A 24,057-nucleotide genomic window follows, 5' to 3' on the forward strand; every position below is an offset into this window, starting at 1 on the left:
CGCCGTCGCGGGTCAGCGGCCGCGTCCGACGCGAGGAGGGACCACCCGGGGGCGGACGGGAGCAGGCGCGGGACGCGCGGTCAGCCGCCGACGACGACCTGGGGTCCGGGGGCGTCGTCGTCGAGATCGACCTCCACGCCCATCTCCTCCGCGAGGCGCAGGGCCTCCTCGATCAGGGTCTCGACGATCTGCGACTCGGGGACGGTCTTGATGACCTCGCCCTTAACGAAGATCTGGCCCTTGCCGTTGCCGCTCGCGACGCCGAGGTCGGCCTCGCGGGCCTCGCCGGGACCGTTGACGACGCAGCCCATCACCGCGACGCGCAGCGGCACCTTCAGTCCTTCGAGCCCTGCCTGGACCTGGTCGGCGAGGGTGTAGACGTCGACCTGGGCACGTCCGCAGGAGGGGCAGGAGACGATCTCCAGGCCGCGCTCGCGCAGGTTGAGCGACTCCAGGATCTGGTTGCCGACCTTGACCTCCTCGACCGGAGGGGCCGACAGCGACACGCGGATGGTGTCGCCGATGCCCTCGGCGAGCAGGGCGCCGAAGGCGACCGCGGACTTGATCGTGCCCTGGAAGGCCGGACCGGCCTCGGTGACGCCGAGGTGGAGCGGGTAGTCGCACCGGGCGGCGAGCAGGCGATACGCCTGGACCATCACGACCGGGTCGTTGTGCTTGACGGAGATCTTGATGTCACGGAAGCCGTGCTCCTCGAACAGCGAGCACTCCCAGAGCGCCGACTCCACCAGCGCCTCGGGGGTGGCCTTGCCGTACTTCTGGAGCAGGCGGGGGTCGAGCGAGCCGGCGTTGACGCCGATCCTGATCGGCACGCCGCGCTCGGCCGCCGCTCGGGCGATCTCAACGACCTTGTCGTCGAACTTCTTGATGTTGCCGGGGTTGACCCGGACCGCCGCGCAGCCCGCCTCGATCGCGGCGAAGACGTACTTCGGCTGGAAGTGGATGTCGGCGATCACCGGGATCTGCGACTTCCTCGCGATGATCGGCAGCGCGTCGGCATCGTCCTGGGAGGGGACCGCGACCCGCACGATCTGACAGCCCGAGGCGGTCAGCTCGGCGATCTGCTGGAGCGTCGCGTTGACGTCGGCGGTGACCGTGGTGGTCATCGACTGGACGGAGACCGGCGCGTCCCCGCCCACGGGGACGGAGCCGACCATGATCTGACGGGATACGCGTCGCTCGGCGATCGGCCTGGTCCTGACGGACGGGATTCCGAGAGCAACAGAAGTCATTTTCAGCCCTTGAAGAGTCGACGACACCCATCAGTCTAGGCAGTCCCAGTGAGCTCGCGTGCCCGTATCCTCGCCCAGGAGTCGGCGTCGAGCACCTCGGCGACGGAGGCGGCCTCGGTCACCTCGTGCTCGCAGAGCACCGCCTCCACGGTGTCGACGATGCCGGGGAACGGCAGGCGCCCGGACATGAAGGCCTCGACACAGACCTCGTTCGCGGCGTTGTAGACGGCGGGGGCGGTGCCGCCGGCCTTGCCGACCTGCCTGGCCAGCGCGACGGCGGGGAAGGCCTCTTCGTCGAGCGGCTCGAACGTCCAGGTGTGCGCCGCGGTCCAGTCGACCGCGGCGGAGGCGTCGGCGACCCGCTCCGGCCAGCCGAGGGCGAGGGCGATGGGCAGGCGCATGTCCGGCGGGCTGGCCTGGGCGATGGTCGAGCCGTCGACGAACTCGACCATCGAGTGGATGACCGACTGCGGGTGGACGACGACCTCGATGCGGTCGAAGCCGATGTCGAAGAGCAGGTGGGCCTCGATGACCTCAAGGCCCTTGTTGACGAGTGTGGCGGAATTCACCGTGATGACCGGCCCCATCGACCAGGTGGGGTGGGCGAGGGCCTGCTCGGGGGTCACGTCCGCGAGGTCCGCGCGCGACCTGCCGCGGAAGGGGCCGCCGCTCGCGGTGACGACCAGGCGGCGCACGGCGGAGGCGTCGGGGCCGGCGGGGCCCGCCGCCCACAGGCACTGGGCCAGCGCGGAGTGCTCGGAGTCGACGGGGATCAGCTGGCCGGGTTTGGCCAGGCGTTTCACCAGCGGCCCGCCGACGATCAGCGACTCCTTGTTGGCGAGCGCGAGCACCCGGCCCGCCTCGAGCGCGGCCAGCGTGGAGGTGAGCCCCAGAGCCCCGGTGATGCCGTTGAGTACGACGTCGGCGGGCCAGGCGGCGGCCTCGGCCACCCCCTCGGGGCCGGCCAGCACCCGCGAGCCCACCCCGTGCGCGGCCAGGGCCTCCCGCAGCCGCGGCAGCGCGGAGGGGTCGGCGACGGCGACCACGTCGGGCCGGAACTCGGCCGCCTGCCTGGCCAGCAGGTCGATCCGGCCACCGTAGGCGGCCAGCGCGGCCACCCGGAACCTGCCGGGGTTGCGGGCGATGACGTCGAGGGACTGGGTCCCGATGGACCCGGTCGAGCCGAGCAGGACGACGGAGCGAACGGTGTCTGGCTGCACCGCCCCATTCTCCCGGCTCGGACCGCGCTGTCGAATCGGTCGCACCGGGGTGAATCCCCCTGTCCGCGATCCAACGCCCGGGGGATCGTCGAATTGGCCGTACCAGGATTGATCAATCCGGATCGGCGTACGTCAGTGTTGATCAGGCAGGATCGCGGCGAAAAACTGTTAGCCGTGGAGCACACGATAAAAGGCAGCATTTAAGTCCGAATTTCGTCATATCAATAGTTGTAAAGCCTGAGAAATGCATACGTACAGCGCACTAGCTTCCCGGAGCAGTGACAGGCCCTCGGGAGGTACATATGCGGCGCACGGCACGACTCATCCCTGTTCTCACCGCCATCGCGGGAAGCACACTGCTCTCCGCGACGGTCGCGCACGGCGCCACCGTGGAGGCCACGACGGGTGCCAGGCTGGACACCCCGGCGGGCGCGGCGGGCAGGAGCGGGAGCGGCGTCACCCCGGCGCGGGCCGTTCCCCAGCCGGTCGAGGAGGAGGCGGCCGACACCAAGAAGGAACAGCAGACCGTCCAGCGCTACTGGACCGAGGCGAAGATGGAGGCGGCCAAGCCGCTCGCCGCCCTCGTCCCCGAGAAGGACGGCGCCCGGCTCACCGCGGGGGCGATCGCGGCCCAGACCGCGGCCGACCCCGTCTCCGTCCCCGCGACCGAGCCCGACGGCGACGCCGTCACGGTCACCAGGGGCTCGGCGGCGGCCCGCGCCTCCACCGGCGCGGCGTGGACCCGTCGCGGGGCGATCGTCAAGACCGCGGGCCGGGTCTTCTTCACCTACCAGGGCCGCAACGCCTCGTGCTCGGCGAGCGCGGTGACCAGCGAGAACAAGAGCACCGTGATCACAGCGGGGCACTGCGTGAGGATGGGCGGCGCCTTCCACGGCAACTGGGTCTTCGTGCCCGGCTACCAGAACGGCGACCGGCCTTACGGCACGTGGGTGGCGACCACCCTCTACACCACCCCGCAGTGGAACAACAGCGAGGACATCAACTACGACGTGGCCTCGGCCGTGGTGGCCCCGCTGAACGGCAAATCGCTGACCGACGTGGTCGGCGGCCAGGGCGTCTCCTTCAACCAGGCGCGACGCCGGCAGATGCACTCCTTCGGCTACCCGGCCGCCGCCCCGTACGACGGTTCCAAACTGGTCTACTGCTCCGGGCGCGCGTTCGACGACTTCCTGATGTCCCGCGACATCGGGCTGAACTGCGACATGACCGGCGGGTCGAGCGGCGGACCCTGGTTCCTCGACTTCAACGAGAGCACCGGCCTCGGCACCCTGAACTCGGTGAACAGCTTCAAGTACGGCTTCGCCGAGGGCTGGATGTTCGGTCCCTACTTCGGGGCCGAGGCGCGGGCCGTCTACGAGGCGGCCCAGACCACCGGCACCCCCTGATATTCACCAAAAGTAATCACAGGAACACCACACGTAGTGCAAACTCGGGTTTCATGACCTCAAGCCTCCCCCTGCTTGCGGCCGCCTCGCTCCTCGCCGGGTCGCTGAGCGCCCCGATGCCCGGCGCGACGGCCATCTGGCAGGCGGTCACCGAGTTCGGGAAACGGTCCGCGAAGCCCTCCGTCCACCCCTTCGCGGAGACGGCGGAGAAGGCCGGGACGACGGAGACGACGGGGAAACCCGCGACGGTCGCGACGTCCGGTGCTCCGGACGTCGTCGAGCACGCGCCCGCTCCCACCGCGTCGGAGCGGGAGCGCCTGCTCGGCTACTGGACCCCCCGCCGGATGGCCTCCGCGACCCCCTTCGACCGGCTCGACAAGGTCGCCGGAACGCTCGGGCGGCTCTCCGCCACCGGTCGGGGGGTCGTCCCCCGCCAGAGATCGCGCGGCGCCGTGTCCCGCACCGCCGGCGCCCGGTGGACCTCCGGCGGGGCGGTGGCACGCACCACGGGACGGGTGTTCCTCACCATCAAGGGCAGCGACTTCGTGTGCTCGGCGAGCTCGGTCAGGAGCGCCAACAAGGATCTGGTGGTGACCGCCGGCCACTGCGTCAAGGACGGCACCGGCGCCTGGGCCGACAACTGGACCTTCGTCCCCGGCTACAGCCAGGGCCGCCGCCCGTACGGGCAGTACACCGCGCGCCGCATGTTCGTCGCGGGCCCCTGGTCGCGTGAGGGCGACGACAGCCACGACATCGGCATGGTGGCGGTCGCCACCAGCGGCGGCAGGCACCTCGGCGACGTCGTCGGCGGCCAGGACATCGCCTTCGGCGTTCCCAGGGGGCGCCTCGCGAGCGGTTTCGGCTTTCCCGCCGACGCGCCCTACGACGGCGAGCACCTGGTCTACTGCGCGGGCCCGCTCCGCGACGACCCGAACGGGCAGACCCGCGACCAGGGCATGCGCTGCGACATGACCGCCGGATCCAGCGGGGGTCCCTGGCTGAGCGGCTTCGACGCCTCCACCGGCCGGGGCACGATCGTCTCGGTCAGCAGTTTCAAGTACAGCGACGACCGCCGCACCATGTACGGCCCCTACTTCGGTGACTCGGCCAAGGCCCTCTACGCCACGGCCTCCGCGTCGTGACCTCGGCGCTGAGACCGCGCCGAGAGCGTCGCAAGGTCGCTTCGACGGCACCGAGAGCCGGAACCGGCCGCGGAAGGCCGGGCCTGTGGCGCCGGGACCGGCCCGTCGAAAGTTCGGGCCGGTGCCCCTGATGAGCCTCGGAAGGGCGGATCGGCGGCGCGCGGGTCGGGCCCCGGCCCGTCAGAGGGTGAGGCCGGTGAGGACCATCACCTTCTCGTAGGTGAAGTCCGCGATCGCCGAGCGAAGTCCCTCGCGGCCGACGCCCGAGTCCTTGACCCCTCCGTACGGCATCTGGTCGGCGCGGTACGACGGCACGTCACCGATGATCACACCGCCGACCTCCAGCTCCCGGTTGGCGCGGAAGGCGTGGTCGAGGTCGCGGGTGAACACCCCCGCCTGCAGGCCGTACCTGGAGTCGTTGACCGCGGCGAACGCCTCGTCCACACCGGACACCTTCTGAACGACCATCACCGGGCCGAAGACCTCCTCGCGGGAGACCTTGGCGTCGGCCGGCACGTCGGCGAGCACGGTCGGCGCGAACGTGGCGCCGTCGCGGGTGCCGCCGGTCAGCAGGCGGGCGCCCGCGGAGACGGCCTCGCCGACCCACTGCTCCACGCGCTCGGCGGCCTCGGCCGACACGAGGGGGCCGACCTGCGTCTTCTCGTCGGCGGGGTCACCGGTGACCAGGGCCTCGACGGCCGGGACGAGCCGGGCCACGAAGTCGTCGTGGACCGACGCCTCGACGATCACCCGCTGTACGGCGATGCAGCTCTGACCGGCCTGGTAGTTGGAGAACAGCGCGATCCGCGAGGCGGCCCAGTCGAGGTCGGCGTCGGCGAGCACGACCGCGGCGGCGTTGCCGCCGAGTTCCAGGGTCACGTGCTTGCGCGGGACCCGGTCGATGATCGCGTACCCCACGGGGGCCGAACCCGTAAAGGAGACGACCGGTAGGCGCGGGTCCTCGACCAGGGCACCGGCGCGGTCGTTGGACACGGGGAGCACGGAGAACATGCCCTCCGGCAGGTCGGTCTCGGCCAGGATCTCGCCCAGGACCAGCGAGGAGACCGGCGTCGCCGGTGCGGGTTTGAGGACGATCGGGGCACCGACGGCGATGGCCGGGGCCACCTTGTGCGCGACCAGGTTGAGCGGGAAGTTGAACGGGCTGATGCCCAGGATCGGGCCGTGCGGGACCCGGGAGATGTAGGCGAGGCGGCCCGCGGAGGCGGCCTCGGTGTCCAGGCGCACGGTCTCGCCACCGAGACGGCGGGTCTCCTCGGCCGCGAACCTGAAGGTGGAGATCGCCCGGCCGACCTCGCCGCGGGCCCAGAAGATCGGCTTGCCGTTCTCGGCGGTGATCAGGGCGGCGATCTCGTCGGCGCGCTCGGCGAGGCGACGCGAGACGTGCGCGAGGGCCTCGGCCCGTACGTGGATCGGAAGCGCGGCGGCCTGTTTCCGCACGGCCGCCGCGGCGGCCACGGCCTCCTCGACCTGGCCGTCGGTCGGCACGGAGCAGACGGCGACGACGCGGCCGTCATGCGGGTTGGTCACGGTGAGCTCGGTCTCGCCCTTGGCGGGGCGTCCGGCGAGCCAGAAGGGGCGCACGTCCATATCCAGACGCTATGTCACCGGCATGGGAGCGGCCTTACTCCACTCCGCACAACAGCCTCGCGACGGCACGCCGTTCCGCATAAAACCGCCCGCCCGTGCCCTGTAACGAAAACAGGGGTAATCGGGGATATTCCTTACAAGGCACCGGTTTGAATGATCTTCACCGTGGCTAAGTCACCGGATGACGATGAGAGCGGAAGGGCGTGGGCGCATGACCTTCTCGGCGCCGCGCGGCCTTCAGGGCGCCTACCTTGTCGGTGAGCGGGCATCTCAGGACGAGCTTCGTGCCAGGTTGCTCGACGTCGCCAGCCAGTTGCTGGTCACCATCGGGCCGGAGAGCCTCTCGATGCGTCGCATCGCCACCGAGGCGGGATGCTCGACGACCGTCGTCTACACCATGTTCGGCAGCAAGGAGGGCCTCGCCGAGGCGCTGTACCTGGAAGGCTTCGAGCGCTTCCGGCGCCGTCTGGAGGCCGTGCCCTCGCGCAAGGACGCCCTGGAGCACCTCATCGCGCTGGGTCCCGTCTACCGGGAGGTCGCGCTGGACGAGTCCGGTTACTACGCCCTGATGTTCGAGCGCGCGATCCCCGGCTTCGTGCCGAGCGAGCGGGCCAGGACCCTCGCCCGCGCGGCGCTGAACATCGTCGATCGGGTGATCGCGGACTGCATCTCGGCGGGATACATCGTCCCCACCCAGCCCAGGAAGATCGCCGACGCCGTGTGGGCCGCGGCCCAGGGCGCGATCGGCTTGGAACGTGCCGGGCACCTGCGCGACAGCGCCACCTACGAAACGGTCACCTATGCCGTCATCTCCCGCTATCTGGTCGTCGACCGCGACTGACCCCGCCCTCACCTGGCGACGGCGAGGGCGACCCAGAGTTCGGCGCGGACGGCGGGGTCCTCAAGGTCACGTCCGACCAGTTCCGCCACCCGGCGCATGCGGTAGCGCAGAGTGTGGCGGTGCACCCCGAGCCGCTGCGCCGCCGCGTCCCAGTGGCCGTTGCAGTCCAGGTAGACGCGCAGGGACCCGAGCAGATCCGCGCGCGAGCCGTACTCCCTGAGCGGGGCGAGCAGCGCGGAGGAGAACGCCTCCGCCACGCCGGGGTCGAGCAGGGAGAGCAGCCCCTGCCCCGCCAGGTCGGCGAAGCGCGCCACCGGCGCGGTGCCGCGCCCGGCCGCGGCGAGCGCCCGGTCGGCCTGCTCCAGTCCCGCGCGCAGGTCGTCGAGACCCACCGGTTCGCCGACCCCGACGGGGCCGTACTCTCCGAGCGTCGCGGCCACGGCGTCGGCCCGCGCGGGCGGGACCAGCAGGACCACCCTGTCGCCGTCGGCCGCCGCGAACTCGGCCCCCGCGGCCTCGAGCACCGCCTCCGGCTCACCGGCGCAGGCGATCGCCACCAGCGGCTCGCCGGCGAGTCGCTCCCCCAGCCGCTCCAACGTCTCGCGCCCGGCCTCCGGCTGCCCGGCCAGCAGCAGCCGCAGCACCGCGGAGCGGACCCGGCGTTCGGCGGCCAGGTGCTCCACACCGTGCTCGACGGCGAGTGTGAGCAGGGACGCGGCGGCGTTGACCACGGTGTGCGCGACCGGGGTGAAGGACCGGCCGATGCCGACGGCGAGGAATCCCCTCACCCGACGGGCTCCCAGTGGCCGCACGATGACGTGTTCCTCGGGTGAGGAGAGGGCGACGCTCGCGGGAGCGCCCTGACTCGTGATCCTTCTCAGCCGTTCCAGCTCGGGGCCGAGGTCTCCGGCCGCCGCGGCGGCGCCTCTGCCCGCCAGATGTCGTACGGCCCCCGCCTCGTCGAGCAGGATCGCCCAGCCGCCCAGCTCGCGGGCGAGGCGGTCGATCACCGCGCGAGGGCCCTCCGGGCGCAGCGCGGCACGGGTGAGGCGGCCCTGGGCGGCGAAGGCGCTGCTGAGCTCGTCGTACTGCTCGGCGGCGATCAGCTCGCTCACCGCCTTGCCGATGGCGACGAACGGGGTGTCGCGCGGCACCTCGACGAGCGGCAGCCCGGCCCGCGTGGCGGCCTCGACCAGTGCCTCGGGGATCGTCTCGTGCCCGAGTCCGACGCCGAACCCGAGTCCGGCGACGTCTCTGGCGACCAGGCGCTCGACGTAGGGGCCGGCGTTGCGGGCGTCCAGGCGCATGCCCGTGGTCAAAACCAGTTCGCCGCCCTCGAGGAACGGGGTGGGATCTTCCAGCTCGCTGACCGCCACCCAGCGCACCGGCCGGTCGAGCGCCTCCCGCCCGGTGAGGACCACGAGCCCGAGGGCGAGCCGCCGTACGACGGTGTTCAGCGTCGGCGCCATCCCCACCCCCTTTTTTGTACGTTATGTCTATTCTGCTCTTCGCAATTTTGCCATAGTGCATCATCGGCACACCGGCATCGGCGACATAGCTTCACATCATGAGCACCGTCACCGAGGGCGGCCCCTCGCTTCCGCAGGAGCGCCGCCTCGTCACCGAGATTCCCGGCCCGAGGTCCCGCGAACTGCTCGCGCGCAAGCAGGCCGCCGTACCACCGGGCATCGGCACCACGCTGCCCGTCTTCGTGACGCACGCCGGGGGCGGTGTCGTGGTCGACGCCGACGGCAACTCTCTGATCGACTTCGGATCCGGCATCGCGGTGACCGGTGTCGGCAACTCCGCCCCGCGCGTCGTCGAGCGGGTGAGCAGGCAGGTGGCGGACTTCACCCACACCTGCTTCATGATCACGCCGTACGAGTCGTACGTGCGGGTCGCCGAGAAACTCAACGAGATCACCCCCGGTGACCACGAGAAGCGCACCTTCCTGCTCAACAGCGGCGCCGAGGCGGTGGAGAACGCGGTCAAGGTCGCCCGCCACGCCACCGGCCGCCAGGCGGTCGTCGTCTTCGAGCACGGCTACCACGGCCGGACCCTGCTGACGATGACGCTGACGGCCAAGAACATGCCCTACAAGCACCGCTTCGGCCCGTTCGCGCCCGAGGTCTACCGGGTACCGCTCGCCTACCCGTTCCGCTGGCCCACCGGCCCGGAGAACTGCGCGGAGGAGGCCGCGGCCCAGGCGATCGACCAGATCACCAAGGAGATCGGCGCCGAGAACGTCGCCGCCGTGGTGATCGAGCCGATCGCGGGCGAAGGCGGCTTCATCGAGCCCGCCAAGGGCTTCCTGCCGAGGATCCTGGAGTTCTGCCGCGAGAACGGCATCGTCTTCGTCGCCGACGAGGTGCAGACCGGCTTCTGCCGCACCGGCCACCTGTTCGCCTGCGAGGACGAGGGCATCGTGCCCGACATCATCGTCACCGCGAAGGGCATCGCGGGCGGCCTGCCGCTCGCCGCCGTCACCGGCCGCGCCGAGATCCTCGACAAGGTCCACGTCGGCGGGCTGGGCGGCACCTACGGCGGCAACCCGCTCGCCTGCGAGGCCGCGCTGGGCGTGATGGAGACCATCGAGGCCGACGACCTGATCGGGAAGGCCCGCCGCATCGGCGAGACCATGCTTCCGCGGCTGCGCGCCATGGCGAGGAGAAACCCGATCATCGGCGACGTACGCGGCCGAGGCGCCATGATCGCCATCGAGCTGGTCGTGCCCGGCACCGGCGAGCCCCACCCCACCGCGGCGGGCGAGATCGCGAAAAGGTGTCACGCGGAGGGTCTGCTCGTGCTGACCGCGGGCACCTACGGCAACGTGCTGCGTTTCCTGCCGCCACTGGTCATCCCCGATCACCTCCTGGAGGAGGGTCTCGCGATTCTGGAGAAGGCCGTGAACGAGGCCTGACTGTTTAGAACACACCAAAAGGGGCACCCGGCTTGATGCCGAGTGTCCCTTTTGCCGCTATACGGCCCGCATGTAGGCCGTGATTTAACCACCGCTTGACATCCGCCACAGCGATCACGGGTCGTGACCGCGTTATAACGGTTCCGATATGAAAGTACGCGATCAAGACAGGAAACGTGCCGACGTCCTCCTCGCGGCCGAGCCACGGGAGAGAACAAGGAGTCACCACGCTGGAGGAATGTGATCGGCTTCCTCCCCACGACCGAAGCCAGGGGATTCCACCCCTCACGGGTGGGTCTCCCGCTTCACCGCCAGTTGCCCGCCAGGAGAGAAATTCTCCCCTCTGAGGTCCCACCCCGGCTCCACAGGCGTTTTCTCTCACCGCCGGCCCGGCGGCGAGGGTGGTGCGGGGATGCGCAGGCGGCTCGGCCATCGCCACCGCACGCGCACGCCACCAACCCGTACGGCGCCTTGCCGCGTTTCCTTCCCACGCCTCAAGGCGGGGTCTCCGCGCTGAAAGGAACACGATGAACTGGAGGCCACCCAGCACGGCACACGCCACGATGACCTTCGATCCCGACGGACTGACCCGCACCCAGCGTGAGGGCGACGCCTGCGTGGCCTGCCACAAGAAGTGGCCTCGCCCGCGGACCAGGATCGGCCGCCTCCCCGACGGCACGGCCCTCTTCGCCTGCCCGGAGTGCGCCGACGCGCTGCTACCGCAGCAGGACGACGCCCGCTCCCGGCCCCGGCGCGTGGCCTTCTTCTGAGCTCTTCTCGACAACCGGTGCGAGTCCGCGGCCCCGCACCGGTTGATCACCGGTACGGCCGCGGCCTCCGTCGGCACCCCGATCACCCTCGCGAAGCCGATGCGGCCGGAATCCCCGGAACGCCTTTACGAAGTAAGCCGAGGAGACGGCGGGGAGGGCCCTCAGGCGGACAGGAGCGTCTTAGCGCTCTCGGTGCTCTCGTCGCGCATGCCCCACGGCGAGCCGTAGGCGTTGAGCAACTCCAGGAAGGGCACCGCGTCGAACGCCTCGGGGCCGAGCACGCCACTGCCCGACCAGGCACCGGTGGCCAGCAGTTCCAGGGCGACCACCGGGTGCACGGCCGTCTGCCAGACCACGGCCTGGCAGCCGTACTCCCGCATCGACCACTCGTTGTCGACCACGTGGTAGAGATACACCTCGCGCGGCCGGCCGTCCTTGCCCACACCCTTCACCCAGGTCCCGGCGCAGGTCTTGCCGCGCATCCGGTCGCCGAGGGTGGCCGGGTCGGGCAGGCTGGCCGCGACCATGTCGCGCGGCGAGGCCTCGACTCCCCCCACCTTGATCTTGTCCGCGTTGTCCAGGCCGAGCTTGTGCAGGGTCTTCAGGACCCCGATGAACTCCTCACCCAGGCCGTACTTGAACGTCACCCGCTTGGCGTCGATGTAGCGGGGCACGAGGAGCACCTCCTCGTGCTCGACGTTGACGCACTCGACCGGCCCGATCCCCTCGGGGAAGTCGAACACCTCGGGCTCACTGAACGGCTCGGTGGTGTGCCAGCCGCCGTTCTCCCAGATCACCGGCGGGTTGAGGCACTCCTCGATCGTCGTCCAGATGGAGAACGTCGGCGCGAAGTCGTAGCCGTCGACCACCAGGTTGGAGCCGTCGCGGATGCCGATCTCCTCGATGCTCCGGAACAGGTGCTCGGCGGCGTAGCGCGCGAACACGTCGGCGAGCCCCGGCTCCACCCCCATCCCCACCAGCGCCAGGCCGCCCTTCCGCCGCCAGGCCTCGGCGAGGGCGAACTGCTCGTCGCCGAGTTTCACCCCGGTCAGCTCGTACGGCCTGCGCGGGTGCGGTCGCGACAACGACATCGCCATGTCGAGGTAGTGCGCCCCGGCGTTGAGCGCCGCCTCGAACAGGGACATGGTGAAGCGGGGGTCCACGGCGTTGAAGAGCACGTCGCAGCGATGCTCGGCGAGGGCGGCCTCGACCGCCACCCGGTCGGAGGCGTCCAGTCCGATGGCGCTGAAGCGCGGGTCCGCGATCCTGGCCACGACGGCGGTGGCCCGGTCCTGTTGGGAGTCGGCGACCACGATGTGTTCGAAGAAATCTCGGCGTGCGGCGATCGGCACGACGGCGGAACCGACGCCGCCCGCTCCAACAAGAAGGATTCTCATGGCGACCAGACTACCCACTGACTGGTCAACCAGTCGATATTGAGGCCATGATTTTCCCATCGAATCCATCGCCAAACACGATCACGACAACGAAAAGCGCGGCAAAACGCGAGATATGCGGGCATGGCTGGAGACGAGTGTCACGAGGAGGGAAGGACGGGCCCGCGGCCCTTCACGCTCGGACCGGCGGGAAACCGGTCACTTCAGGAGCTGCTTCCAGCGCTCCGCCCACTCGGTGTAATCGGTGCATTCCCCACCACGACCCCCGCAATCGCGCGTCGGGCGGGTGGCGAAGACGACATCGCGCAGCCACCGGCTGTCTCGCACGTGGTAGATCTCGCACATCCGACGGGCGTGACCGCCACACGCCTCCGGATTGGCCGGGGCCAGCCCGGTCCAGGCCGCGGCGGGGCGCTGCGCCGACGCCGAACTCACCCAGTTCAGCCACCGGTAGCCGCAGTTGGGGCTGGCGGGCTTCGCCGCGAGCATCCACGAGTCGACCCACCCGGTCATCGGCACCCCCTCCAGCGCCTTCATCGGCCGGCCCGCGCGCCGGAAGAGGTCCAGGTGGTATGGGAGTGCCTGGGCGATCCGCACCGGTCCCGCCGACAGGGCCCTGACCAGGTCGAGTGAGCCGTCCCAGTAAACCCGGTCGGGACCCTCGCCCTCGGCGAGGAGCCTCAGGGCGGCGTCGAGCTGCGCGGAAGTGAGCTGGAACGGATCCTCGGTCTTCGACCCGGGACGCCTCCCGCCGAGGGCGAGCGCGGCGTCGGCGATGCTCAGCGGGCTGTTCCTGATCGCCGCGGAGGACGTTTCGTAGAGCGCCGACGGCCCTTCGGGCCTGCCCTCCTCGTAGAGGACCCGGTTGACCCCCCACAGGTAGGGGATGCCGTAGACCTTGCCGTCCTCGCGCAGGCCGGGCAGCTCGCGCAGCCGCCTGGGGATCCGCCGGTAGTCGTCGACCAACGCCGTCTCCAGCGGCGCCACCTTCCCCTGCGCCACCAGCAGCCCCGCCAGGTCGGGGGCGGGTGAGACGGCGTCGTAGGCGCCGGTGGCGAACCTGACGGCCATCTCCTCGCTCGTACGGACCCGGTCGAGCTTGACGACGCAGCCGCTCTCCCGCTCGAAGGGCGTGAGCCAGTTGACCTGCGAACTGGTCCCGCCGTACTCGACGTACCCCTGGAAGGTGAGCACCCGCAGCGTGCCCTCGCCCTCGCCGATGGACGGCGAAGGCGTCGGGCTCGGACTGGCCGCACGGGTCGCGGCGGTGGGCGTCGCGGAGGGGGTGACGGGTGTCGCGGAGGACGAGGGGCCGCGCATCGGCCTCGCCGTGGTCGTGGCCCCCGCCTGGGCGCAGGCGGCGAGCGCGAGCACGCCCACTCCGAGCAGCGCTCCCAGCCGCGCCAGGCGAAGCCTGTCCCTGCCCACGAGGCCCACGAGGTTTCCTCCCGACATCGCCACCGACCTGCCCGGGAGCCTACCGGCCCGCGCCCACCCCGGGTGTCCGCATGTCGCACCGAGAAAGGGGCGGAAAAAGACGCGAGGCCCACGCCCCGGCAGGAGGGGCGCGGGCCTCGCGGGTCGGAGGCTACCCGTTGGTCGGGAAGCCGAGGTTGACGCCACCGTGGCTCGGGTCGAGCCATCGGGAGGTGACGACCTTGCCCCGGGTGTAGAAGTGCACGCCCTCGGCCCCGTGGACGTGGGTGTCCCCGAAGAGCGATGCCTTCCAGCCGCCGAAGCTGTAGAAGGCCATCGGCACCGGGATCGGCACATTGATGCCGATCATGCCGACCTCCACCTCGTTCTGGAAACGCCGGGCCGCGCCGCCGTCGTTGGTGAAGATCGCGGTGCCGTTGCCGAACTCACCACCGTTGATCAGCTCCAGGCCCTCCTCGTACGAGGAGACGCGGACGATCGACAGGACCGGGCCGAAGATCTCCTCCCGGTGGACCCGGGAGCCGGCGGCCACGTGGTCGAGGACCGTGGGGCCGAGCCAGAATCCGGCCGTGTCCTGGGCGGCGCCGCCCCCGAGGACGGGGGTCAGGCGGCCGTCCACGACGAGCTTGGCGCCTTCGGAAACGCCCAGGTCGAGGTAGGAGACGACCTTGTCGCGGTGGACCCCGGTGACGAGAGGTCCCATCTGGGAGGACGGGTCACCGCCGGGACCGACGGTGAGCGCGGAGACCCGAGAGACGATCTTGTCGACCAGCTCGTCCCCGACCGGATCCACGGCGAGCACGACGGAGATCGCCATGCAGCGCTCCCCCGCCGAGCCGAAACCGGCCGACACCGCCGCGTCGGCGACGAGGTCGAGGTCGGCGTCGGGCAGGACGAGCATGTGGTTCTTGGCGCCGCCGAGCGCCTGGACCCGCTTGCCGTGGGAGGTGCCGGTCTCGTAGACGTACCTCGCGATGGGCGTGGACCCGACGAACGAGACCGCGCGCACGTCCGGGTGCTCCAGCAGCCGGTCCACCGCCACCTTGTCGCCCTGGACGATGTTGAAGACGCCGTCGGGCAGCCCGGCCTCCTTCCACAGCGCGGCCATCAGCAGCGACGCCGAGGGGTCCTTCTCCGACGGCTTGAGGACGAAGGCGTTGCCCGCGGCGATCGCGATCGGGAACATCCACATCGGCACCATCGCCGGGAAGTTGAACGGGGTGATCCCGGCCACGACGCCCAGCGGCTGCCGGATCGAGTAGGAGTCGACCCGGGTGGAGACGCCCTCGGAGAAACCGCCCTTGAGCAGGTGCGGGATGCCACAGGCGAACTCCACGACCTCCAGGCCCCTCGCGACCTCGCCCAGCGCGTCGGAGTGGACCTTGCCGTGCTCCTCGGAGATGAGACGGGCCAGCTCGTCGCGGTTGGCGTACATCAGCTCCCTGAAGCGGAACAGCACCTGCGAGCGCTTGACCAGCGAGGCGTCCCGCCAGGCGGGCCAGGCCTCGACGGCGGCGGCCACGGCCGCGTCCACCTCGCCCACGGACGCGAGGTGGACGCGGCCCGCGACCTCCCCTGTCGCGGGGTCGAAGATCTCCGAAGTACGGTCGGAGCCTTCGACGGGGCCTCCGCCGATCCAGTGGGTGACGTTCTTCACGAGACGACCTCGGCGTTGATGGTTTCGAGCGCGCTGACGATGATCCCGAGGCCGTCCGCGGCCTCGTCGAGGGAGAGGGTGAGCGGCGGGGCCATCCGGAGCACGTTGCCCTTCAGGCCGCCCTTGCCCGCGAGCAGGCCGGACTTCCTGGTCTCCTCCATGAACCGGGTGGCGAGGGCCGGCGAGGGTTCGCCGGTCGCCGGGTCGACCAGCTCGACGGCGAACATCAGGCCCTTGCCGCGGACGTCGCCGACGATCGGCAGCCTCGGCGCCGCCGCACGGAGCCCGTCGATGATCAGGGCGCCGGTCCTCGCGGCGTTCGCCTGCAGGTCGTGGTCGAGGACGTAGTCCAGGGTGGCGTTGGCGGCGGCCATGGAGATCGGGTTGCCGCCGAAGGTGGCCAGTCCCACGGCGTGGAGGTTGTCCATCAGGTCGCCGCGGGCGACGACGCCGCCGACCGCGAAGCCGTTGCCCAGCCCCTTGGCGAAGGTCATCATGTCGGGCGTGACGCCGTGGTTCTGGATGCCGAAGAAGGCCGAGCCGGTGCGCCCCCAGCCGGTCTGCACCTCGTCGGAGATGAACAGGATGCCCTCGGCGTCGAGGACCTCCTGGTAGGCGGCGAACAGCCCGTCGGGAGGCATGGTGAAACCGCCCACCCCCTGGATCGGCTCGGCGATCAGCGCCGCCACGTCGCCGGCGACGACGGTGGAGAGCACGTGGCGCAGGTCGTCGACGCACGCCGCGATGTAGTCGGCGTCGGACAGGCCGCGGAACCGGGTGAGATGCCGGTCGGCGCCGTGCAGGAAGTGCACGTTCAGCGGTGACAGCGAGTTGTTCTTCCACGCGCGGTTGCTCGTGACGCTGACCGCTCCGAAGGAGCGGCCGTGGTAGCTCTGCCGCATGGCGAACACCTGGTCGGACTTACGCGCGTAGGTCGCCAGCAGCAGAGCGGTCTCGTTCGCCTCGGTGCCGGAGTTGGTGAAGAAGACCTTCGCGTCCGGGATGCCGGAGAGCCTCGCGATCTTCTCGGCCAGCTCCACCTGACCGCGCAGCAGGTAGACCGTGGAGGTGTGCACCACACCGGTGGCGATCTGCCGCTCGACGGCCTCGCGCACCTCGGGCACGTCGTACCCGATCATGTTGGTCAGGATGCCCGCGAAGAAGTCGAGATAGCTCTTGCCCGACGCGTCGACGACGCGGTTTCCCTTGCCCGAGACGATCTCGATGGGCTCGTCGTAGTAAAGGGCCAGCCAGTTGGGCATTACCGCGCGATGGCGCGCAAGGAGGTCCGACATACATCGAGTATCGCCTCTCGGGGCCATCGCTCATACCTACAATATGTCGGCATATCGCCGCCAAACCCTGCACACTGTCAGGTTCTGCCCGTGAGGATCACCCTCACCCTGGGGCGGTAGGGCACCGAGGGGCACCGGAGGCGGTCGTCCGCTCCGCAGGGAAAGGTCCCTGACGCGGCCGGGCGGTTTCAAGGGGGCGTTGCAACACAGGTGATCAACTGGCTGGCGCCAGGAGTTTCTTTCGCCCCTGCGGCGACCGAACGCCACGAATCTCGAACGCTGCAACCCCTGAACTGATCAGGTGTTGCAACGATCCCTGAAACCTAAGCCGTGGGGCACTGGGAGCCCGTGCGGCTCGCATCCCACGGCGCCCTCGCATCCCGCGGCGGAGCCCGTGCGGCTCGCGTCCCACGCCGGAGCGCGGGCGACCTGAGCCCCGTCCCGGCCCCCGTGCGGCTCGCGCCGTCCTCGGCGTGGCGCGAGCCGCACGGGGCCGACGACCTGGACGACCTCTCAGCTCCCCGCCTTCACCAGCCCTTCCTCCGTACCGGCCCCGGACACGGGCGCGGAGCGCAGTACCAGGAACGCCAGCGTGGCGGCGGCGAGGGTGAAGCCGACCCCCACCCAGGAGCCGAACGACATGGCCGAGACGAACGCCTCACGCGCGGTCTCGATCACTCCCCCGTCCCCCAGTCGCAGCGCCTCACCGATCGACTCGCGCGCGGCGGCCGGGGCGTCGTCGGGCATCGACGCGGTGTAGACCCCGGCCAGCACGCTGCCGAGCACGGCGACGCTCAGCGCCATGCCGACCTGCTGGACGGTGTCGTTGAGCGCCGACCCGACACCGGCGTGCGCGGGCGGTACCGCCCCCATCAGCGTCGCGTAGGCCGCGGGTCCCGCCAGACCCCCGCCGACCCCCATCAGCATGAGGCCGGTGATCAGCAGGCCGTACCCGGTGTCGGCGGTCATGACGGCGAGCACCCCGAACCCGCCGGCCATCACGGCGAGGCCGACGGCGACCAGCATCCGGTTGCTGACCTTCTGCCCCAGCGCGGCGCCGACCCCGTTGAACACCGCGGCGGCCACGGCGTACGGCAGCAGCGCGAGACCGGCGCGCATCGGACTGTAGCCCAGCACGAACTGCAGGTACTGGGTGAGCATCAGCAGCAGCGCTCCCGTGCCGAACGACATCAGCACGATCGAGAACGACGCCCCGCTGAAGTTCCGGTCGCGGAACAGCTCCAGCGGAAGCATCGGGTGCTCCGTCCTGAGCTCCCAGATCACGAACGCCCCCAGCGCCACCACCGCCAGCCCGGCGGCGACCAGCGACTCCGCCGAGGTCCAGCCCGCGGTCGGCGCGGAGATGACCACGTAGACGAGGGCACTCATGCCGGTCGTGGACAGCACGACGCCGACCGGGTCGAGCCTTCTCGCCGGACCGCGCGACTCGGGCATCAGCAGCGCCGCGGCGATCACGGCGACGATCGCGACCGGCACGTTGAGCAGGAAGATCGATCCCCACCAGTAGTGTTCGAGCAGGAAACCGCCCAGCGTGGGACCGGCGATCACGCCGACCATCGCCACCGCGCTCCACGCGGCGATCGCCTTGCGGCGTTCCTCGTCGTCGAAGACGGTGATCAGGATCGACAGGGTGCTCGGCATGAGGATGGAGCCGCCGACGCCCATGAGCGCGCGGGCGCCGATCAGGTGCCAGGGCTCGGTGACCAGCACGGCGAGCAGCGAGGCGCCGCCGAACAGCACCAGACCGATGATCAGGAAGCGCTTGCGACCGTAACGGTCCGACAGGCTGCCGGAGGTGAGCAGCAGCCCCGCGAAGACCAGGACATAGGCATCGATGATCCACTGGATGTCTGCCGGGCTCGCCCCCAGATCGACCATGAGGGCGGGGATCGCCAGGTTCAGGACGGTGTTGTCCACCACGAGGACAAGCAGGCTCAGACAGAGCACTCCGAGGATCCACCAGCGCCTCGGATCACGTTCGACTCGTACAGTGTTCGATTCCACTCGCACACCGTACGATAAACTCGAACAGTGTGCTACAAGATTTATGCTTGAGGAGTGGAACAGCAATTCAGCTCCGTCTGGACCCGTGAGCGGCGCACCGCGAAGAGTCCCACCCTCAGCCGCACGCAGATCGTGCGCACGGCGATGGAGCTGCTCGACGCCGAAGGGCTGGACGCACTGAGCATGCGCCGCCTGGGCGCCAAGCTCGGCTCGGGGACGACCAGCATCTACTGGCACGTGGCGAACAAGGACGAGTTGCTTGAGCTGGTCCTCGACGAGGTCTACGGCGAGTTCGACATTCCGGACGTCCGGGAGACCACCTGGCGCAACGTCGCCTCCTCCTTCGCGTACTCCATCCGCCAGGCGCTCTTCGCACACCCCTGGGTCATCAGCTACATCGGGACGACCCCCGCCATCGGCCCCAACGCGATGCGGATGATGAGCCGACTCGTCGCCACCTTCGACCACGCCGGGTTCCGCGGCCTCGACCAGGACCACGCCGCCTCGACGCTTCTGGCGTACGTGCTCGGGGTCACCGCGCCCGAAATCTCCTGGCGAGCGATGACCGCCAAAGCGGGCCTCGACTCCAACGAACTGAACGAGGCCCTGCAGCCCGTGGTGGAGAAGGCTGCGGCCGACTACCCCGAGCTGGCCGCCCGCTACGCCGAGTACCGGTGCATGGACGTCGACTCCGCCAGGGCGCTCAACTTCGAGTTCGGCCTGACCTGCTTCCTCGACGGACTGGATGCCCGCCTGAACCGCGCCACCCCACCTCTGGCGCCTCGGAGCCGCTCGGCACCCGGCGCGGACATCGAAGAAACCGGGGAGTCACGCCGGTAGGCACGCAAGAGCGGGTGAGGGGTGGCGATGGAGTAAGGGCCGCCGCAGCGCGGGTCTTCGATCCTTGGACCGCCCCCACGGGAGCCGAGCGGTGACCGCGCTCGCGGGGGAAGCAGGTGGCGGGGAGGGTGGGACAAGCAGGCTGTAAAGCGTGACCCCCTCGCGCTTACATGCTGATCGGATATTCTCGACACGTGCTCCCTACCGTCGCCGACGTCCTCGCCCTGGACACCGTCCGTCGGGGCAATCCACGGGTCGTGGCGGGGGCCGACCGGCTGGACAGCCGGGTGCGCTGGGTGCACGTGGGCGAGGTGACCGACATCGCGCACCTGCTGCGCGGAGGCGAGCTCGTGCTCACCACCGGCATCGCCCTGCCCGACGATCCCCGCAAGCTCGCCGACTACATCGCCGAGCTCGTCGCCGTGGGCGCCTCGGGACTGATCGTGGAACTGGGCCGCAAGTTCATCGGGGAGCTGCCCGGCGCCGTGGTCCGCGCCGCCGAGGAGCACGGCCTGCCTCTGGTCACCCTGGCCAGGGAGACACCGTTCGTGCAGATCACCGAGTCGGTGCACGCCCGGATCATCGACATCCAGCTGGAGGAGCTCCGCGCCTCCGAGCAGCTGCACGAGGTCTTCACCGAGCTGTCGGTCGAGGGCGCCTCTCCGGCGGATGTCCTGGGCCAGGTGACGAGGCTGTCCGGGCGCCCCGCATTGCTGGAGAACCTCGCCCACCAGGTGCTGGCCTGCGAGACCGCCGGCCGCGACACCGGCTCCCTGCTCGCGGGCTGGGAGACCCGCTCCCGCGCGGTCGCGCCCGACCTGCGCACCGCCTACGATGCCGCCTCCGGCTGGCTGGTCACCATGGTCGGCGCACGCGGCCAGGACTGGGGCCGCCTGATCATCCTCTGCGACACGGAGCCGGGGCCGCGCGACATCGTGCTCGCCGAGCGCGCCGCGACCACCCTCGCCCTGGGCCGCCTGCTGGAGCGCCACCAGGAGTCACTGGAACGTCAGGCGCACGGCACGATCATCACCGGAATCCTCACCCACGCGTACGCCGACCCCGAGGAGGCCGCGGCACGCGCCCGCGCGGTCGGTGTGTCGCTCACCGGACGCAAGCTCATCAGCGTGGTGCTCCGCCTGGCCGAGCCCGCGGACAAGCCGCTCGAGGGCCAGGAGCAGCTCATCCAACTCGGCGAGCTGGCGGACGCGGCCGCCGCCGCCTGCCGCGAGGCCCGCCTTCCCGCCCTCGTCGGCGCCCTGGACCAGAATCGGGTCGGCGTCCTGCTCCCCCTTCCGCCGCGCGTCCTCCCCGAGGCCGCGCTGACCACGCTCGCCGATCACCTGCGCGCGGCCTTCACCGTCCCCTTCGTCCTCGCCGCCGGCTCCCTGGTCGAGTCGATCCGCGACGTACGGAGAAGTTTCCTGGAGGCCGAGCAGGTCTCCGACGTGGCCGTCAGACACCCCGACGGCCGCGCCTTCTACCGGCTGCCCGACCTTCGCCTGAGAGGACTGCTCCATCTTCTGCGCGACGACGCCCGGCTGCAGACCTTCGCGGAGCGCGAGCTCGGACCACTGCTCGCCCACGACGCCCAGCGCGGCGGCGACCTCACCGGGATCCTGCGGGTCTATCTCGACTCGGGTCGCAACAAGGCCGTCGCCGCCCAGAGAGCCCATCTGTCCAGACCCGCCTTCTACGACCGTCTCCGCAGGTTGGAGCGCGTCCTCGACACCGATCTGGACGATGTCGAATCCTGTCTCTCCCTCCACGTCGCCCTCCTGGCTCTGGAGTCCTTCCGGAGAGACAGTCCCCGTTCCTGAAAGGTCCCCATGCCCGAGATCTTCGTTCCTGAGACCGCCGATCTGACCCGGATGGTCGCCGCCGCCGGGGCGTTCTCCGTCCCCACCGACGACGTACGGCTGTCACCGGAAGAGCTGGAGCCCCACCAGATCCTGGCGGGTTCTCCGCGCGTCTCGTCGATCGAGTTGTGGTCCTCACCGGACGGCAGGCAGAGCCGAGGCATCTGGGAGATCACACCGGGCACGGTCGTCGATGTGGAACGTGACGAGATGTTCGTGGTCCTGTCCGGTCGCGCCACACTGGAAGTCGACGGCGGCGCCACCCTGGAGCTCGTGCCCGGATCGGTCTGCCTGCTCGCCGAGGGTGCCAAGACCGTCTGGATCGTCCACGAGACGCTGCGCAAGGTGTACCACTGCGTGGGCTGACGGAATCAGGTACGCGGAACCTCCAGCGTGAGCAACAACACTTTCTTGGGATGTTTCACCCGTTTACCTCCCCTTGACCCGTAGATCTCGGCACGATGGTTCACGAAATCGGAGACCAACGGGGAGAGATGCACATGTCGCGACACCTTGTCGCCGGATTGATGACCCTGACACTCACCGCCGTGGCGGTTCCCGCCGAGGCGAAACAGGCGAGTGTCGGGTTTCCCTCCTCCGCGTTCCCGCTGGGTGTGAGCATGGCGCCGGTGAAGCAGCAGCAGAGCGTGGCACCGGGAATTACCCTTTTTAGTGTGAAACACGGCAAATCCACCCAAGGGTGGACAGTTTCCGCTCTTATGCCCAACGGGCATGACGCCGGTTCCCTGGTCACCGCACAGACGGTGGCCCAGGCGATGGAGGACGCCGGATTCGCCCCTGAAATTCTGAGAATCGTGCAACCCGCCGCCTCGGACGCTCCCGCCGTGGAGCGTTACATGGTGAGGACCGGCCTGTGGTCGTTCGGCCAGCGGGCCAAGGCCGACAAGGTCGTGAAGGAGCTCAAGGCAGCCGGTGTCCGGGCCAAGACCGACTATCTCGGCGACGACGGCACAGACACCACCGGTCCCTGGGACATGCGCGTGCTGATGGTCAACCCGAAGCTGTTCAAGGGATCCTTCAAGACGAGCGTCGGCAAGAGCGTGGCCAAGCGCGAGAGCACCAGCTCGATGTCGAAGCTGGCCGGCGCCATCGCCGGGGTCAACGGCGGCTTCTTCAACATCCACACGGCCAAGGCGCTCCAGGGCGACCCGGTCGGTGTGTCCGTCGTGGGCGGCAGGCTCCTCAGCGAGGCCGTGCCGGGCCGCAGCGGTCTCGTCATCACCCAGGGCCGCAAGGCGCGGATCACCGAGCTGAAGACCACGGTCACCGCGATCTCCTCCGACGGGACGAAGGCCGAGATCAACGGCATCAACCGGGCCGCCGGGGCCGAAGAGCTCGTCCTCTACACCGAGGAGTTCGGCGGCAAGACAGCAGCCGACGGCGGCATCGAGGTCGTCGTCAACGCCGCCGACGGCAGGGTCATCAAGGTCCGTCAGGCCGGCGGCATCGTCGCCCGGGGCACCTACCTGCTCCACGGCACCGGCCTGGCGGCCGTCTGGCTCCAGGAGCACGGGCAGGGAACCTGGATGAAGGTGGACGGGAAGGTCATCGACCTGCGCACGCAGCGGGCCATACCGCTCACCCCGGAGACACACATCATGGGCGGCGGGGTCGGGCTGGTCAGGAACGGCCGGGTACGCATCACCGCGGCGGCCGACGGGCACGCCTCGATCAACATGATGCTCCGGCGTCACCCACGCACGATGGTCGGCGTCGACAAGTCGGGCGGGCTCATCCTGGCCACGGTCGACGGACGCAACCCCGGAGTCAGCGTGGGCGCCTCGATGGTGGAGGCCGCCCAGCTGATGCGGTGGCTGGGAGCCAAGCAGGCCATCAACTTCGACGGTGGCGGCTCCAGTGTGATGGTCGTCAACCACAAGCCCGTGAACCGGCCTTCGGACGGCGCGGAGCGAACCGTGGGTGACGGTCTCTTCATCACCCCCTGACGGGAAACAGCGGTGTGACGGAGAAGCTCCGGTCCTTGAGGGCCGGAGCTTCTCCGTTACCCGGGATCTGTTGAAAAGAAAAGGCCCTGGAAAGCACGAAAGGGCCCCCACCAAACGGTGAGAGCCCTTTCATGAAAGATTGTCCGGCGGTGACCTACTCTCCCACACCGTCCCCGGTGCAGTACCATCGGCGCTGAAGAGCTTAACTTCCGGGTTCGGAATGTAACCGGGTGTTTCCCCTTCGCCATAACCGCCGTAACCCTATGAAACACACAAACACTACCGTTTGTTGTCTCAGAATTGCCTAGTGGACGCGAGCAAAAAAAGATGCTTTGTGGTCAAGTCCTCGGCCTATTAGTACTGGTCAGCTCCACACATTACTGCGCTTCCACTTCCAGCCTATCAACCCGGTCGTCTACCGGG

18 protein-coding genes and 2 rRNA genes are annotated in these 24,057 nt (G+C 69.9%); 9 read left to right on the forward strand and 11 right to left on the reverse strand.

Annotated elements, in window-relative coordinates:
* Positions 1 to 80 precede the first annotated feature (80 nt).
* On the reverse strand, positions 81 to 1,250 hold the full coding sequence (ispG, locus tag ACFY3V_RS05210) for a flavodoxin-dependent (E)-4-hydroxy-3-methylbut-2-enyl-diphosphate synthase (protein WP_389770139.1): 1,170 nt from the start codon (positions 1,248 to 1,250) through the stop codon (positions 81 to 83).
* Between the two features lie 35 nt (positions 1,251 to 1,285).
* A complete protein-coding gene (gene dxr, locus ACFY3V_RS05215) occupies positions 1,286 to 2,470 on the reverse strand; it encodes a 1-deoxy-D-xylulose-5-phosphate reductoisomerase (RefSeq protein ID WP_362898728.1) in 1,185 nt (394 codons plus the stop codon).
* A 302-nt stretch (positions 2,471 to 2,772) separates the two neighbouring features.
* Between dxr and ACFY3V_RS05220 the strand changes: the two genes are divergently transcribed.
* On the forward strand, positions 2,773 to 3,876 hold the full coding sequence (locus ACFY3V_RS05220) for a trypsin-like serine peptidase (protein ID WP_389770143.1): 1,104 nt from the start codon (positions 2,773 to 2,775) through the stop codon (positions 3,874 to 3,876).
* A 53-nt stretch (positions 3,877 to 3,929) separates the two neighbouring features.
* On the forward strand, positions 3,930 to 5,018 hold the full coding sequence (locus tag ACFY3V_RS05225; RefSeq protein WP_389770146.1) for a trypsin-like serine peptidase: 1,089 nt from the start codon (positions 3,930 to 3,932) through the stop codon (positions 5,016 to 5,018).
* 180 nt (positions 5,019 to 5,198) lie between these two features.
* On the opposite strand, the gene ACFY3V_RS05230 is transcribed toward ACFY3V_RS05225, so the two are convergent.
* Complete coding sequence (locus ACFY3V_RS05230) at positions 5,199 to 6,626, reverse strand: aldehyde dehydrogenase family protein (RefSeq protein ID WP_362898734.1); 1,428 nt, start codon at positions 6,624 to 6,626, stop codon at positions 5,199 to 5,201.
* A gap of 211 nt (positions 6,627 to 6,837) precedes the next feature.
* Between ACFY3V_RS05230 and ACFY3V_RS05235 the strand changes: the two genes are divergently transcribed.
* A complete protein-coding gene (locus ACFY3V_RS05235; RefSeq protein WP_362898736.1) occupies positions 6,838 to 7,467 on the forward strand; it encodes a TetR/AcrR family transcriptional regulator in 630 nt (209 codons plus the stop codon).
* Between the two features lie 8 nt (positions 7,468 to 7,475).
* Here ACFY3V_RS05235 and ACFY3V_RS05240 read toward each other — a convergent pair whose 3' ends face one another.
* The gene (locus tag ACFY3V_RS05240) at positions 7,476 to 8,936 is read right to left on the reverse strand and encodes a PucR family transcriptional regulator (protein ID WP_362898738.1); all 1,461 of its coding nucleotides are present in this window, start codon (positions 8,934 to 8,936) and stop codon (positions 7,476 to 7,478) included.
* Positions 8,937 to 9,034: 98 nt separating this feature from the next.
* Between ACFY3V_RS05240 and gabT the strand changes: the two genes are divergently transcribed.
* Together gabT and ACFY3V_RS05250 are read left to right on the forward strand one after the other, a co-directional pair.
* Entirely contained in the window at positions 9,035 to 10,387 is a 1,353-nt protein-coding gene (gene gabT / locus ACFY3V_RS05245) for a 4-aminobutyrate--2-oxoglutarate transaminase (protein ID WP_350944809.1), read from the forward strand.
* A 527-nt stretch (positions 10,388 to 10,914) separates the two neighbouring features.
* Entirely contained in the window at positions 10,915 to 11,157 is a 243-nt protein-coding gene (locus tag ACFY3V_RS05250) for a hypothetical protein (RefSeq protein WP_350944810.1), read from the forward strand.
* A 161-nt stretch (positions 11,158 to 11,318) separates the two neighbouring features.
* On the opposite strand, the gene ACFY3V_RS05255 is transcribed toward ACFY3V_RS05250, so the two are convergent.
* The 5 genes from ACFY3V_RS05255 to ACFY3V_RS05275 form a co-directional block, all read right to left on the reverse strand.
* Positions 11,319 to 12,554: a saccharopine dehydrogenase family protein gene (locus ACFY3V_RS05255; RefSeq protein ID WP_389770152.1), complete on the reverse strand. Its 1,236-nt coding sequence runs from the start codon at positions 12,552 to 12,554 to the stop codon at positions 11,319 to 11,321.
* Between the two features lie 198 nt (positions 12,555 to 12,752).
* Positions 12,753 to 14,009 carry an ABC transporter substrate-binding protein gene (locus ACFY3V_RS05260; RefSeq protein WP_389770156.1) on the reverse strand — a complete coding sequence of 419 codons (1,257 nt, stop codon included), beginning with the start codon at positions 14,007 to 14,009 and terminating at the stop codon, positions 12,753 to 12,755.
* A 133-nt stretch (positions 14,010 to 14,142) separates the two neighbouring features.
* Entirely contained in the window at positions 14,143 to 15,648 is a 1,506-nt protein-coding gene (locus ACFY3V_RS05265) for a CoA-acylating methylmalonate-semialdehyde dehydrogenase (protein WP_389770159.1), read from the reverse strand.
* On the reverse strand, positions 15,645 to 16,943 hold the full coding sequence (locus tag ACFY3V_RS05270; RefSeq protein WP_362898749.1) for an aspartate aminotransferase family protein: 1,299 nt from the start codon (positions 16,941 to 16,943) through the stop codon (positions 15,645 to 15,647). Before ACFY3V_RS05270 ends, ACFY3V_RS05265 begins: the two co-directional genes overlap by 4 nt.
* Before the next feature lie 513 nt (positions 16,944 to 17,456).
* Complete coding sequence (locus tag ACFY3V_RS05275; protein ID WP_389770162.1) at positions 17,457 to 18,968, reverse strand: MFS transporter; 1,512 nt, start codon at positions 18,966 to 18,968, stop codon at positions 17,457 to 17,459.
* Between the two features lie 54 nt (positions 18,969 to 19,022).
* On the opposite strand from ACFY3V_RS05275, the gene ACFY3V_RS05280 reads away from it, so the two are divergent.
* The 4 genes from ACFY3V_RS05280 (at position 19,023) to ACFY3V_RS05295 (ending at position 23,634) form a co-directional block, all read left to right on the forward strand.
* Positions 19,023 to 19,808 (forward strand): TetR/AcrR family transcriptional regulator, encoded by a 786-nt coding sequence (locus tag ACFY3V_RS05280; protein WP_362898753.1) that lies wholly within the window; start codon positions 19,023 to 19,025, stop codon positions 19,806 to 19,808.
* Positions 19,809 to 20,002: 194 nt separating this feature from the next.
* Positions 20,003 to 21,628 (forward strand): PucR family transcriptional regulator, encoded by a 1,626-nt coding sequence (locus ACFY3V_RS05285; protein WP_350944821.1) that lies wholly within the window; start codon positions 20,003 to 20,005, stop codon positions 21,626 to 21,628.
* 9 nt (positions 21,629 to 21,637) lie between these two features.
* A complete protein-coding gene (locus tag ACFY3V_RS05290) occupies positions 21,638 to 22,033 on the forward strand; it encodes a cupin domain-containing protein (protein WP_350944822.1) in 396 nt (131 codons plus the stop codon).
* A gap of 134 nt (positions 22,034 to 22,167) precedes the next feature.
* Positions 22,168 to 23,634 (forward strand): phosphodiester glycosidase family protein, encoded by a 1,467-nt coding sequence (locus tag ACFY3V_RS05295; protein WP_362898756.1) that lies wholly within the window; start codon positions 22,168 to 22,170, stop codon positions 23,632 to 23,634.
* 141 nt (positions 23,635 to 23,775) lie between these two features.
* On the opposite strand, the gene rrf is transcribed toward ACFY3V_RS05295, so the two are convergent.
* Together rrf and ACFY3V_RS05305 are read right to left on the reverse strand one after the other, a co-directional pair.
* Positions 23,776 to 23,892, reverse strand: a 5S ribosomal RNA gene (rrf, locus tag ACFY3V_RS05300).
* Positions 23,893 to 23,968: 76 nt separating this feature from the next.
* Positions 23,969 to 24,057: ribosomal RNA gene (locus ACFY3V_RS05305) — 23S ribosomal RNA — on the reverse strand; the annotation flags it as partial.

Origin of the sequence: Streptosporangium sp. NPDC000095 (genome assembly GCF_042899335.1) — a bacterium.
Taxonomy (GTDB): Bacteria; Actinomycetota; Actinomycetes; order Streptosporangiales; family Streptosporangiaceae; genus Streptosporangium.

Coding starts and splice junctions, on each gene's coding strand:
- ispG (WP_389770139.1), bottom strand. CDS start 1,250: ATGACTTCTGTTGCTCTCGGAATCCCGTCCGTCAGGACCAGGCCGATC.
- ACFY3V_RS05260 (WP_389770156.1), bottom strand. CDS start 14,009: ATGTCGGGAGGAAACCTCGTGGGCCTCGTGGGCAGGGACAGGCTTCGC.
- ACFY3V_RS05270 (WP_362898749.1), bottom strand. CDS start 16,943: ATGTCGGACCTCCTTGCGCGCCATCGCGCGGTAATGCCCAACTGGCTG.
- ACFY3V_RS05235 (WP_362898736.1), top strand. CDS start 6,838: ATGACCTTCTCGGCGCCGCGCGGCCTTCAGGGCGCCTACCTTGTCGGT.
- ACFY3V_RS05225 (WP_389770146.1), top strand. CDS start 3,930: ATGACCTCAAGCCTCCCCCTGCTTGCGGCCGCCTCGCTCCTCGCCGGG.
- ACFY3V_RS05255 (WP_389770152.1), bottom strand. CDS start 12,554: ATGAGAATCCTTCTTGTTGGAGCGGGCGGCGTCGGTTCCGCCGTCGTG.
- ACFY3V_RS05220 (WP_389770143.1), top strand. CDS start 2,773: ATGCGGCGCACGGCACGACTCATCCCTGTTCTCACCGCCATCGCGGGA.
- ACFY3V_RS05230 (WP_362898734.1), bottom strand. CDS start 6,626: ATGGACGTGCGCCCCTTCTGGCTCGCCGGACGCCCCGCCAAGGGCGAG.
- ACFY3V_RS05240 (WP_362898738.1), bottom strand. CDS start 8,936: ATGGCGCCGACGCTGAACACCGTCGTACGGCGGCTCGCCCTCGGGCTC.
- ACFY3V_RS05290 (WP_350944822.1), top strand. CDS start 21,638: ATGCCCGAGATCTTCGTTCCTGAGACCGCCGATCTGACCCGGATGGTC.
- gabT (WP_350944809.1), top strand. CDS start 9,035: ATGAGCACCGTCACCGAGGGCGGCCCCTCGCTTCCGCAGGAGCGCCGC.
- ACFY3V_RS05250 (WP_350944810.1), top strand. CDS start 10,915: ATGAACTGGAGGCCACCCAGCACGGCACACGCCACGATGACCTTCGAT.
- ACFY3V_RS05295 (WP_362898756.1), top strand. CDS start 22,168: ATGTCGCGACACCTTGTCGCCGGATTGATGACCCTGACACTCACCGCC.